Annotated in this window: 10 protein-coding genes; 9 read left to right on the top strand and 1 reads right to left on the bottom strand. The window is 68.9% G+C overall.

The annotated features are described in order from the left end of the window. Positions 1-445: 445 nt before the first annotated feature. Positions 446-3,025 carry an excinuclease ABC subunit UvrA gene (locus tag C1706_RS02720; RefSeq protein ID WP_206660935.1) on the top strand — a complete coding sequence of 860 codons (2,580 nt, stop codon included), beginning with the start codon at positions 446-448 and terminating at the stop codon, positions 3,023-3,025. Here C1706_RS02720 and C1706_RS02715 read toward each other — a convergent pair. Continuing rightward, positions 3,011-3,364 (bottom strand): hypothetical protein, encoded by a 354-nt coding sequence (locus tag C1706_RS02715; protein ID WP_129457639.1) that lies wholly within the window; start codon positions 3,362-3,364, stop codon positions 3,011-3,013. The two genes, C1706_RS02720 and C1706_RS02715, sit on opposite strands and share 15 nt — an antisense overlap. A gap of 428 nt (positions 3,365-3,792) precedes the next feature. Between C1706_RS02715 and C1706_RS02710 the strand changes: the two genes are divergently transcribed. The 8 genes from C1706_RS02710 to C1706_RS02680 all read left to right on the top strand — a co-directional run bounded on the left by C1706_RS02710 (position 3,793) and on the right by C1706_RS02680 (position 12,750). Next, positions 3,793-5,409, top strand: a complete 1,617-nt coding sequence (locus C1706_RS02710) for a glycosyltransferase family 2 protein (RefSeq protein ID WP_129457638.1) — start codon at positions 3,793-3,795, stop codon at positions 5,407-5,409. After that, positions 5,406-6,140 (top strand): HlyD family efflux transporter periplasmic adaptor subunit, encoded by a 735-nt coding sequence (locus tag C1706_RS02705; RefSeq protein WP_129457637.1) that lies wholly within the window; start codon positions 5,406-5,408, stop codon positions 6,138-6,140. Before C1706_RS02710 ends, C1706_RS02705 begins: the two co-directional genes overlap by 4 nt. A gap of 9 nt (positions 6,141-6,149) precedes the next feature. Further along, positions 6,150-7,061, top strand: a complete 912-nt coding sequence (locus C1706_RS13930; RefSeq protein WP_164987393.1) for a hypothetical protein — start codon at positions 6,150-6,152, stop codon at positions 7,059-7,061. Then, positions 7,058-8,152 carry a glycosyl hydrolase gene (locus tag C1706_RS13925; protein WP_164987392.1) on the top strand — a complete coding sequence of 365 codons (1,095 nt, stop codon included), beginning with the start codon at positions 7,058-7,060 and terminating at the stop codon, positions 8,150-8,152. The genes C1706_RS13930 and C1706_RS13925 overlap by 4 nt, the downstream gene beginning before the upstream one ends. A 74-nt stretch (positions 8,153-8,226) precedes the next feature. Further along, positions 8,227-9,657: an argininosuccinate synthase gene (argG, locus tag C1706_RS02695; RefSeq protein WP_206660933.1), complete on the top strand. Its 1,431-nt coding sequence runs from the start codon at positions 8,227-8,229 to the stop codon at positions 9,655-9,657. Positions 9,658-9,807: 150 nt separating this feature from the next. Further along, entirely contained in the window at positions 9,808-11,082 is a 1,275-nt protein-coding gene (locus C1706_RS02690; RefSeq protein ID WP_241653382.1) for an MATE family efflux transporter, read from the top strand. A gap of 119 nt (positions 11,083-11,201) precedes the next feature. Continuing rightward, positions 11,202-12,110, top strand: a complete 909-nt coding sequence (locus C1706_RS02685) for a universal stress protein (RefSeq protein WP_129457633.1) — start codon at positions 11,202-11,204, stop codon at positions 12,108-12,110. Between the two features lie 70 nt (positions 12,111-12,180). Continuing rightward, on the top strand, positions 12,181-12,750 hold the full coding sequence (locus C1706_RS02680; RefSeq protein WP_129457632.1) for a DUF1349 domain-containing protein: 570 nt from the start codon (positions 12,181-12,183) through the stop codon (positions 12,748-12,750). The last annotated feature ends 73 nt before the right edge of the window (positions 12,751-12,823 follow it).

Below are 12,823 nucleotides of genomic sequence, written 5' to 3'. Positions count from 1 at the left end.
TGCACGTCGAGGTCTTTCGGGCTGAGTGTGTAGGAGCTCTCATCCTCGGGAGACCTCGACCTCTATCCGGCCACCGACGCGCCGGCCCGCCGCGCGACGTGCGCTACACCCTCATCTGGGAAGAGCCAGAAATCTCCGGCTGCATCGAACGGGCGGCCGTCCAGACTCGGGCGGGAAGGGGGAGGAGCCGGCGGGGGAGTCGGGTCGCCCCGCGACGCGCTCGGCCGCGTCCGGCTGAGCCCACCGTCCTCGCTGTCCTGGGCGTGCCGACTCCGCCCCTGTCGGCTCTCACGATTCGGCGGCCACGCGCGGACGCCGTCCGGCACCTCACCTGGTGGAAAGCGACCGTGCCCGTCCCGGTGGAGCGCGATCGTGCCCGTCCTGGTGCGGTGCGGGGACGCCGACCCGGGCCGGTGGGGGACGCCGTCCCGTTAGCCTGGGTGGGGTGAAGCCCCCAGCAGCCGAGAAGGACGCAGCCGCCGAGGTCGTGCCCGGATGCATCGCCGTCCGTGGTGCCCGGGAGAACAACCTGCGCGACCTGGACGTCGACATCCCCCGAGACAAGGTCGTCGCGTTCACCGGCATCTCGGGGTCGGGCAAGTCCTCGCTCGCCTTCGGGACCATCTTCGCCCAGTCCAACCAGCGCTACCTGGAGTCCGTCTCGCCCTACGCGCGCCGCCTGATCGACCAGGGCTCGGCGCCCAAGGTCCGCCACATCACCGGCCTGCCCCCCGCGGTGGCGCTGCGGCAGCAGCACGGCGGCGGCAGCACCCGCTCCACCGTCGGCACCGTCAGCCGCGTCTCCAACGTGCTGCGCATGCTCTACTCCCGCTCGGGCACCTACCCCGAGGGCTTCCGGCCCGCCGACCTGGCCGGCAGCTTCCCCCGCGACGCCGCCCCGCTCGACTCGGACTCCTTCTCGCCCAACACCGCAGTCGGCGCCTGCCGCACCTGCACCGGGCTGGGGCGCCAGCTCCTGGTCGACGAGAGCCTGCTGGTGGGCGACCCGCGACTCAGCATCCGCGAGGGCGCGATCGCGGCGTGGCCCGGGGCGTTCGGCGGCCAGAACTACCGGCGGATCCTCGAGGGGCTGGGCATCGACATCGACGCCCCCTTCGAGACGCTGCCGGCGGCGGTGCGGCACTGGGTGCTGACCACCGACGAGCAGCCCACGCTGCTGGTCAACTCCAGCACCGTCGAGGGGTCCTACCGCGGCACGTACATGAGCCCCAAGCGCTGGGTGGAGCACACGTTCTCCGACACCAAGTCCACGCGCATGCGCGCGCTCGCGGCGTCCTTCATGACCGAGCAGCTGTGCCCGACCTGCCACGGCCTGCGGCTCAACCCCGAGGCGCTGGCCGTCACCATCGCGGGGGAGAACATCGCCCACGCCGCCTCCCTGCCGCTCACCGAGCTGCGCTCCTTCCTGGACGCCGCCCGCACCCACCCCGACACCGCCGAGCTGCCCGCCGAGCGCGAGCAGGCCGCCCAGGCGCTCATCGACGTGCTGGACGACCAGCTCGGCATCCTGATCGACCTGGGGCTGGGCTACCTGGCCACGAGCCGCCCCACCTCCACGCTGTCGGGCGGCGAACTGCAGCGGCTGCACCTGGCCACCCAGCTGCGCAGCGGGCTGTTCGGGGTGCTCTACGTGCTGGACGAGCCGTCGGCCGGCCTCCACCCCTCCGACACCGAGCTGCTGCTCGGCGCGCTGCACCGCCTGCAGGACGAGGGCAACAGCGTGTTCATCGTGGAGCACAACGGGCAGCTGATCCGGGAGTCCGAGTGGGTCGTCGACCTGGGTCCCGGCGCCGGGCGCTACGGCGGCGAGGTGCTCTACAACGGCCCCGCCGCCGGCCTGACGGACGCCGCCGGCTCGGTCACCGCGCGCTACCTGGGCCCCGACGCGCCGCCCGCGCCCGCGCCGGCGGCCCCCCGGACGCCGCAGCACGCCATCCGGCTCGACGGCGTCACCGGCCACAACCTGCGCGGCATCGACGTCGCGGTGCCGCTGGGGGCGCTCACGACCGTCACCGGAGTGTCGGGGGCGGGCAAGACCACCCTGCTGCGCGTCCTGGCCGACCAGACCCGCCGCCACCTGAACGCTGCCGGCGTCGCCGCCGACGACGCCCGCAATCCCGACGCCGTGGAGGAGGCCGAGGAGCTGGGCGACGGCGTCCCGATCTGGCAGCTCGACGAGGGACGGCTGGCCGTGGCCTCGGCGTCCGGGCTGGAGGGCGTCGACCGGCTCGTCGTGGTCGACCAGAAGCCCATCGGCCGGACGTCGCGGTCGAACCTGGCCACCTACACCGGCCTGTTCGACGCGGTCCGCAAGCTGTACGCCGCCCAGCCCGAGGCCCGCGAGCGGCGCTTCACCGCCAGCCGGTTCTCGTTCAACCTGCCCGCCGGGCGCTGCCCGCACTGCCTGGGCGAGGGCACCGTCAGCATCGAGCTGCTGTTCATGCCGACCCAGACCGCCCCCTGCCCGGTGTGCCACGGCGCCCGCTACAACCCCGAGACGCTCCAGGTGCGCTACCGCGGCGCCACCATCGCCGACGTGCTGGCCATGAGCGTCGACGAGGCGCGCGAACTGCTGGCCGACGTGCCGATCCCGGCCCGCATCCTGCGGCTGCTCTCCGACATCGGGCTGGGCTACCTGCCGCTGGGCCAGAGCGCCACCACGCTGTCGGGCGGCGAGGCGCAGCGGATCAAGCTGGTCAGCGAGCTGTACCGCGCGCCGGCCGGGCACAGCCTGTACCTGCTCGACGAGCCCACCAACGGCCTGCATCCGGCCGACATCGACCTGCTCGTCGCCCAGCTGCAGCGGCTCGTGGACGCCGACAACACTGTCGTGATCGCCGACCACGACCCGCGCACGATCGCGGTCGCCGACCACGTCATCGACCTGGGCCCCGGAGCCGGAAACGACGGCGGACGCGTCGTCGCCCAGGGCACTCCCCGCGCGGTCGCGCGGGCCGAGAACAGCGAGACGGGACGCCACCTCCGACCCCTAGTCACCCCCTGATTCGGGGGGTGGTGGCGCGGCGAAGAGCCGGTCTAGGGTCGTTTCATCCCCCGGGTGCGTGCACGGCTGCACGCCGCTGATGTCGGGGGCACCTCGCGGAACCGCCGACCGCTCGCCGGGGCGTCCGTGGAGGGAGTTCACCCAATGTCCGCAGCTCGCAACGACGCCACCGCCGCCACCGCCGCGCAGCACGCCGCCGCCCGCGCCCGCTATGCCATGGAAGACGACGAGGACTTCCAGAACGCACGCCGGGGCTTCCTCGCCCCGCTGCCCGGCGGCCTGGTCCACACCGACGACGGGCAGGTGGTCTTCGACCAGGAATGGCTCGCCTTCCTGCACGACGACGACCGGCCCGAGCCGGCCCGCCGCGCGACGTGCGCTACACCCTCATCTGGGAAGAGCCGGTTATGGTGCGGGCGGACATTAGCCTTTCGGGCATCAGGTACCCAACCCGCCACGAGGTACCGTCTGCGACTGACATGGTGGATCCGCCTTCGTGATCCGACCTGGATGCGCGGTGCGAGCAACGCTCTCCTCCCGCCATCCCCCTCGTCCTTTGCCGCATGCGACACCGCACTCGCACCTCTTCGACTAGCCGAAACGCACACCCGACCCGCGCTGCGACGCTCCGGTTCCCCCTCGGATCCTCGCGCCCGCCACGATCGGAGGTGGGCCCATGGCCTCCCTTGCCCATGACTATGCGTCCGTCGATGCCTTTGACGGTGAAACCCGTCATGCCGCGACACGGACGGCCCTACTCGCCGCTCATGTTGTTGCTCACGGTTCTCTCCACGCTCGGCGTCCTCTACTACGGCTGGTTCCTGTGGCGTCCGGAGAACCGCGGCGACATGCTGCCGTGGCTGTTGGTGATCACCGCCGAGTCGATCTTGGTCCTGCACGGCCTGGCGGCCATGTGGACCATCCTCGTCGGATATCGCGACCGTCGAGACTGGACGTACTACGCCACCCGAGCCGCTCTATACGACTCAGACGACCCCGAGATTCGGGCGCATCTAGGCGATGCCCGGCAGTGGCCACTAAGGATCCGTGGGCGTGTGGTGGACGTCGACATCCTCATCACCGTCTACGGCGAACCCCTCGACGTGATCCGGCGCACGGCGGAGGCGGCGGTAGCGGTCCGCGGGCGCCACTGGACATGGATCCTCGACGACGGCCGCTCCGACGAGGTGCAAGCGCTGGCCCGGGAACTGGGCTGCCGCTACGTGCGACGCCTCAGCGGGGGCGGTGCGAAGGCGGGCAACCTGAACCATGCGCTGAGCGTGGCCAAGGGGGAGTTCTTCCTGATTCTGGACGCCGATTTCGTGCCATTGCCCGGGATCTTGGAGCAGACGCTTCCGTTCTTCGATGACGCCACAGTGGCCTTCGTCCAAACGCCACAGACCTACGGCAACCTGCACAACTTCATTGCCCGGGGCGCGGGGTACATGCAGTCGATGTTCTACCGCTTCGTCCAGCCCGGACGTAACGCCTTCAACGCCGCCTTCTGTGTCGGCACCAACGTCGTCTTCCGGCGGGCGGCCGTGGACGACATCGGGGGCATCTACACCGACTCCAAGAGCGAGGATGTGTGGACGTCGATGATCCTGCATGGTCGGGGCTGGCGTAGCGTCTTCCTTCCCGAAACGCTCGCGATCGGTGATGCACCCGACACCATCGAGGGCTACTCCAAGCAGCAGTTGCGCTGGGCCACCGGAGGGTTCGAGATCCTTCTCACCAGCAATCCCTTGCTGACGCGCCGGCGGCTGTCGGTGGATCAACGGCTCATGTACTTCGTCACCGCGACGCACTACCTGACCGGCATCGCCCCGGGCCTGCTGCTGTTCGTCCCCGCGCTGGAGATCTTCTTCGACCTGCGCCCCGTCTCACTGGGGATCGGGATCGGCCAATGGTTCTTGGCCTATGCCGGGTTCTATGTGTTGCAGGTCCTCTTGGCGTTCTTCACGCTGGGATCGTTCCGCTGGGAGGTGCTGACGCTGGCCAGCGCGTCCTTCCCGATCTACTTCAAGGCGCTGGGGAACGTCCTCATCGGACGCGACCAGGCGTGGAGCGTGACGGGTGCAGCTAAGCAGGCGGCGTCTCCGTTCAACTTCATCATCCCCCAGGTGCTCACCTTCGTACTGCTGGCTGCCACGACTGCTGTCGGGGTATGGCGCGACATCTTGAACTCCACGATGGCGATCGCGACCGTCTGGTGCGGGCTCAACACCTTCGCGCTGGGGGAGATCTTGGCCGCTCCCGAGCCCCGCACCACCCCGCACACCCTTGTCCTGGCCCAGGTGCACAGCGAAGCCGAGTTGCCCGCAGGGCAGCGCGTCCGCACCCGGCCTGGCACCGCGTCCCGTTCGGAGGAGTCACCATCATGACCTGGAGTAATCGCTTTCGCCTGGTGATCGGACGACTCATCAGCCTCGCCGTGATTTTCGGGCTGGTCGTGGTGTTCAACCAAAGGCAGCACACCATCGCGTCCACGTCAGCCACCATCATCGCGCCGAAGGCCGTGGTGGCCTCCAACTACGGCGGGACGATCGTGACGTCGTATGTGAAGGTCGGTCAGGCCGTCTCGGTGGGGGATCCGTTGTTTCGCGTGTCGAGCATCGCCTTGCAGCAGGACCTCGCTCGCGGCGTGGCGCTCGCCTCGTCCAGCGGGCTGCTGATTGAGGCCGACAGCGGGACGCTGCTCTATCGCGTCACCACCCCGGGAACCATCACTGAACTGCATGCGGCAGAAGGCAGCTACTTGACAGCAGGGGAGCCGCTCGCCGTCATCACCGGGGGAACCGACCGGATTGTCGAGGCCCAGTTTGTGCTGACGCCCATCCAGTACGGGCTCATCGAACGCGGGGCCGCCGTCACGCTTCGGCTCCCGAACGACTCCAGCGTCACCGGCCAGGTCGCCACCGCGTTGGTGACCACCGTCAACACGACGGCCGTCGTCACGGTGCGGGTGACCAGCGAGGAACTCAACACCGGCGATCTCAACCTCGTCGCTGCGGACGGTGCCCCGGTCCAGGCCGTGGTGCAGTTGCGTGACGAAGGGCTGCTCGCTGGCCCGTCGGACGCGCTGAAGGCACTCATCCACAAGATCGGCCTGTGAGGGGGAGCCATGGTTGTGCCTCGACGCGATCTGCTCGCGTTCGTGGGAGCGGCGGCGGCCGTCGCTGCCCTCCCTGGTTGCACGATGGGGCCTCGCCCAACCCCCAGCCCTGCCGTGCCGACCGGTTCGGCCGGGTCGGCCAGCACCGTGCTGGACCCGAATCGCATCGCGACTCTGGTGAAGGCACTCCCCACCCGGTCACCGGGAACGCTGCCGATGACGCGTCTGGCGCCAGGCCTGACCCCGCCCACCAACCGCTGGTTCTCGGGGTTGGTGTTCGGGGACCAGCCCCAGCCGGTCTTCCCCTTGCCGCTGGGGTTTGCCCTGCTGGAGAACGGGATGGAGATCTGGCTGCCTCAGGTGAGCGCCACCGAGAGGGCGATTCTCGGGCAGCGGACGGCCGGGTTGCGGCTCACCACGCCGGGGCCAGTCACCGCCATGGTCACCGGCTTCGACGTCGCCTCGGTCGTCATCGAACTGCGCGACTCCACCGGGGCAAGCGTGGTCGCGGTCCGGCTGGTTCAAGGCGTTCCTGGGGTGACGCTGACGGCCCCCCGCGCTACGTCACTGCTGGCCCACGTTCCTTGGGCGACGTCGGCTGCGGGCGCGGTGGCGACCGTGGGGAGCAGCACCTTCGGGCTCAGCGGAGGACAGGTCGACGGCCAGAGCGTCCGCCTGGGCGCTGGCCAGCAGGCCGTCGTTTTCGCGGCGCCACCCGGCGTCGACCCCGCAGGACTGCTGGGGCGCGTCGCGCCCACGACGGGGACGACACACACCTGGGAGACACGCGGCGACACCGTGTCGACCACTCTCGACTACGGAGCTCCGACCCTGTACGTCACCATGCCGCACCACGAGGCGTCGATCACCGCCACGGGGGAGATCCTGGGACGGTATACCCCAGTGTCTATGGGCCGTTGACCCTGAGGCAGGGGTCCACGCTCACCTGGTCGGCGCCTCGCTGGCCTGTGGCGGCGACACTCGACCTGTCCGGACTGAATGACACCGACCGGCGCCGCGTCGCCGATGTGGCGGCCCGCGACGTGGCCGCCACGCGTCCCGCGCCCACCGACACGTATTTCGGGGGTAAAGCGCTGCATCGTGAAGCGCAACTCATCGGTATCGCGGACGCGCTCGGGGTGGATGCGACGCAACGTCGCGCCCAGGTCACGAGCGAGTTCGAAGCCTGGGCTCAGCCGGACGCGGCAACTCGGCGCGGGACGCGGTGCTTCGTCTACGACGATGCGGCTCGGGGAATCGTTGGCCTGGAACCCTCTTTCGGCTCGGAACTGTTCAACGATCACCACTTCCACTACGGGTACTTCCTCCACGCGGCGGGAACCCTCGCCCTGGGAGACGCGGGCCTCGCTGTTCGCCTGGCGCCGGTTTTCGACCTGTTGGCCGCCGACATCGCGATGCCCTCCGGCACGGACGTCTTCCCGGGGCTGCGTGGGTTCGACGTCTACGCCGGTCACTCCTGGGCCTCGGGAACAGCTCCGTTCGCCGATGGGAACAACCAAGAGTCCAGTTCCGAGGCGGTGAATGCCTGGGCAGGGCTGACGCTGTGGGCTCGTGCCCGCGGAGACGCCGCCCTGGAGGCGCAGGCGCAGTGGATGCATGCCCTGGAGGCACAGGCCGCCCTGGCCTACTGGCTCCAACCCGACCTCACTGACTTTGCGGGCTACCGGCATCGCATCGTCGGCATCGGCTGGGGCGCCAAGCGTGACTATGCCACGTGGTTCTCTCCCGACCCGGCTGCGCTGCTCATGATCCAGGTGATCCCTGCAGGACCAGGGCTGACGTACCTGGCCCACGCTCCTGAGCAGATCGCCGCCACCGTGGCCGAAGCTGTGGGAGAGGGTGGGTTTGCGCGCACCTATGGGGACTACTGCCTGATGTATGCCGCCCTGGCCGACCGCGCCAAGGCGATCGCGGCGCTGCCGCAGGTGGTCGGTCATCTCGATGACGGTCTCACCGAGACCTACCTCACCGCGTTCGTCCTCAGTCGCTGATCGTCCTGGCCGACAGACGCGTCGGTACCGCCGCGCCCGAGATCGACGGCAGGTACGGACCTGTTCGCCCTAGGATGGGAGGCATGTCCAAAGTGCTGATGAAGCTCCCGGTGGGGGAGAAGGTCGGGCTGGCCTTCTCCGGTGGTCTCGATACGTCTGTGGCGGTCGCCTGGATGCGAGAGAAGGGTGCTATCCCTTACACCTACACCGCCGACATCGGTCAGTACGACGAGCCCGACATTGCGTCGGTCCCCGGGCGTGCCGCCGCCTACGGTGCGGAGGGTTCACGCCTGGTCGATTGCACGGTGGAACTCGTCAATGAGGGCCTCGTGGCCCTGATGTGTGGCGCCTTCCACATTCGTACCGCAGGGGTGCCGTACTTCAACACCACACCGCTGGGGCGGGCCGTCACGGGCACGATGCTGGTGCGCGCCATGCGCGAGGACGACGTGCACGTGTGGGGTGACGGGTCCACCTACAAGGGCAACGACATCGAGCGCTTCTACCGTTACGGTCTGCTGGCCAACCCGCAGTTGCGGATCTACAAGCCCTGGCTGGACGAGGACTTCGTCGGTGAACTTGGCGGTCGTGACGAGATGAGCCAGTGGCTCACCGACCGCAAGCTGCCCTACCGCGACAGCCAGGAGAAGGCCTACTCCACCGACGCCAACATCTGGGGTGCCACGCACGAGGCGAAGACGCTGGAATACCTCGGCACGGGCATGGAGATCGTCGACCCGATCATGGGCGTCGCGTTCTGGCGTGACGATGTTGAGATCGCGCCGGAGGTCGTCTCGGTGGCCTTCGAGCAGGGTGTTCCGGTCTCCATCAACGGCAAGACGTTCTCCTCCGCAGTCGATCTGGTCCGCGAAGCCAACACGATCGGCGGCCGCCACGGGCTGGGCATGAGCGACCAGATCGAGAACCGCATCATCGAGGCGAAGAGCCGCGGAATCTACGAAGCGCCGGGCATGGCTTTGCTGCACATTGCCTATGAGCGGCTCGTCAACGCGATCCACAATGAGGACACCGTCGCGAGCTACCACAACGAGGGCCGCAAGCTCGGCCGGCTGCTCTACGAGGGCCGCTGGCTCGATCCGCAGTCGCTGATGGTGCGCACTTCGCTACAGCAGTGGGTCGCTTCGGCGATCACCGGCGAGGTCACGCTGCGGCTGCGTCGCGGCTGGGATTACACGATCCTCGACACCACGGGTCCGGCGCTGTCCTACCACCCCGAGAAGCTGTCGATGGAGCGCGTCGAGGACGCGGCGTTCGGCCCCGTCGACCGGATCGGGCAGCTGACCATGCGCAACCTCGACATCGCCGACACCCGGACACGGCTGGAGCAGTACTCCACCCTCGGGCTGGTCGGTGGAGCGATCTCCGAGTTGGTCGGGGAACTCAGCTCCGGCGAAGCCTCGGCAATCACCGCAGGGGCGACGGGCGCGTCGGAGGAAATCGACGATGCCCAGTTCATCGCCGGGATGGAAGGTGGGACCGACTAGGTCTCGCAACCCCGTCAGTCACCTGAATCCACCCGTGCGCTTCGGCGTGCGGGTGGATTCGCGTTGGGGTGGACTCGTTCCCGACGTGTCAGCGTCGTGGGGCATGCTGAGGGTGTGTCCAACCCTTCGCCATCTCTCAACCGAGAAATCTTGGCGCTGGCAGTCCCAGCCTTCGCGACGCTGCTCGCCGAGCCGCTGCTGATCCTGGCCGACACGTTCATCATCGGTCACCTGGGAACCGCCGACCTGGGTGGGCTGACGCTCGCCTCCAGCGTCCTGGGGTTGCTGGTGGGCCTTTCGGTCTTCCTGGCCTATGGAACCACGTCGGTGGTGTCGCGTCGCTTGGGTGCAGGTGACCGTGCAGGCGCCCTCTCCGGAGGGATCGACGGGATCGTTTTGGGGCTGCTCCTGGGCGTCGCCTACGCGGCCGTGCTGATACCCGTGGCGCCCTCCCTGCTCGGGCTGTATGGCGGGGCAGCGGACGTGACCGCGCTGGGGGCGGCGTATCTGCGCATCGTCGCCCTGGGTCTGCCTGCGCAACTGGTGATCTTGGCTTCCACTGGCGTACTGCGCGGCCTGCAAGACACGAGGACGCCTCTGCGCGTCGTCGTCACGATCAACGTGCTCAACGTCGCGCTCAACGTCCTCCTTGTCTATGGCCTCAACCTGGGGATTGGCGGAGCCGCCGCAGGGACGGCGGCCTCCCAGTGGGTCGGTGCTGCGCTGCTCTCCTCGGCGGTCCTGCGGGGTGCGCGCTCCGCGGGGGTGCCGCTGCGGTTGCGCCCACGCGGTGTGATGGTCGCTGCCAAGCTGGGTGGCTGGCTGGTGATCCGCAACGCCGCACTCAACCTGGCGCTGCTGATGACCACCATCACCGCGACCAGCCTCGGCACCGTGGCGCTGGCCGCACATCAGATCATCAACACGTTGTGGACCACCGTCGCGTTCGCCCTGGACGCCTTCGCGATCGCCGCGCAGGCCCTCGTCGGCGTCCGCGTCGGTGCCGGCGACACTGGCGGGGCACGACGTGTCCTGGGTCGTGTGCTCGTGTGGGGAGTGGGGTTCAGCGTGCTGGTGGGCGGCCTCCTGCTGCTGGTGCGGGTTCCGCTGTCGGGCGCCTTCAGCCCCGACGTCGCCGTGCAAGCGCTGGTCCAAGAGACCATTCTCGTGTTGGCCGTGCTGGCCCCCATCGGGGCAGTGGCGTTCCAACTCGACGGGGTTCTCATCGGTGCAGGCGACGCACGATTCCTCGCGCTGGCCGGGACAGCGGCAACACTGGCGTACGTGCCGTTCGTCGCCGCGGTGTGGACGCACCATGCCGGCCTCTCATGGCTCTGGGCCGCCTACGGCGCTTGGCTTGTCGCGCGCTCCCTCCTGCTGTGGCTGCGGACGCGGGGAGACTCCTGGGCTCACGCTGACGTGTGAAGCGTCGCGAGCCTTTCCTGACGCGGAACCGGCACGATTCCAGTGTCGACAACGTAGAATGAACCGAAAGCGCCCGGTCCCGACGAGGCGGCCGGACGCCTGGGAGAAGGGATCATAGGATGACCATCTCATTCGATGCCACGGGCGCCATCGTCGTGGGTACCGACCTGTCTGATCGAGCCACCAGGGCCGTTGACTGGGCTGCTGAGCGGGCCGCTGGCCTTCACCGGCGCCTGATCGTGGTGCTGGCCTTGCCTGAGGTTCCGATCCCCAGCCGTTCGCGGCTTTTTGAGGCCATGGGACGCGGCGATTACCCCGAGCACTTACGCACCCAAGCACAGGAGCGTCTCCAGGCCGTCGCTGACCGGGTTCACTCCCAACACCCCGACCTGACCGTCGAGACGGTGCTGGACAAGGGGTTGGCGTCCTACGTGCTGGCGCAGTCCTCGAAGGTGGCTGATCTGGTGGTCGTCGGTGCACGGGGTGCCAATGCGCCGGTGAAGGTGCGGGCCTTGGGCGGCACCGCCGACGCCGTCGTCGCCTACGGTCATGGCCCGATCGCGGTGGTGACCGATCACGGTGCGCCCACCGTGGGTGGTCCGGTCGTGGTGGGCCTGGACGACTCGCCTGAGGCTGAGGCGGCGCTACGGATCGCGGTGACGGAGGCTCTTCGTCTGGAAGTCCCCGTCAAGGCGGTCCACGCCTGGGATCTCACTCCCTGGATGGTGGGTCCCATGGGAGTCTCCTCGCTGATGGCGTTGCCCGACACCGAGAAGTTGGCCGCAAGGATCGACGACATCGTCGCCCCGTACCGGGAGCAGTACCCGGCATTGACCATCACCGTTGATGTCGTCGAGGCACGGCCGTCGGCGGCCCTGGTCGAGGCCAGCGAGGGTGCCTCCCTGGTCGTGGTCGGATCGCGCGGGCTCGGTGGGTTCACCGGCCTGCTGCTGGGCTCGACGAGCAAGGAAGTGCTACGCGACGCGGCCTGCCCCGTCATCGTCACGCGCGCCCCTGCGCAGGCCTAGCTCTGGGTGGTACGCGGGGCGTCCGAGTGGTGGGACAATCGCTCCCGCGTGCCACTCCTAAGGTGGTGCCATGCAGTGGAGCGAAGGCACCTGGACGCATGATCCTGGCGCAGTAATCATGGAGGGCGACGACCTCGTGGTTGAGGCCGTGGAGGGATCCGACGCCTGGCGGATCACCTCGTATGGGTTCATCCATGACAGCGAACACGCGCTGGTGGCGCCGTTCCCGCCCGACAGCGCGGTCGAGGTCGAGTTCACGTTGACGCTGGAGGAACAGTTCGACCAGGCGGGCGTCTTTGTGCGCGCGGACGCGGAGAACTGGGTGAAGGCGGGCGTCGAGTTCGCCGACGGTACCCCAAACCTGGGGGCGGTGGTCACCCAGGGGCGGTCCGATTGGTCGTCGGCCCCGGTGCCCGAGTGGAGGGGGCGCCGCGTGACGATCCGTGCCAGTCGCAGCGAGGACGCGCTCACCGTGCGCGCCCGCGTGGGAGAGGAGCCTTTCCGCTTTGTTCGGCTGTGCCCCCTTGAGGCGACCCGTGCCCTGGTGGCTGGGCCCTACCTGTGCGCGCCAACGCGGTCGGGGCTCAGAGTCCGGTTCCACAGGTGGTCCCTCACCTCGCCGGACGCCTCCCTGCACTGACCCGGTGGCGCGGCGTCAGCCGGGCACAGTGGGTCGCTGAGGGGACACGACCACGTCAGCTCACCGTCGCGCA

The organism is Propioniciclava flava (assembly GCF_004126535.1).
Taxonomy (GTDB): domain Bacteria; phylum Actinomycetota; class Actinomycetes; order Propionibacteriales; family Propionibacteriaceae; genus Propioniciclava; species Propioniciclava flava.
This window is presented reverse-complemented; position numbering and strand designations above follow the sequence as displayed.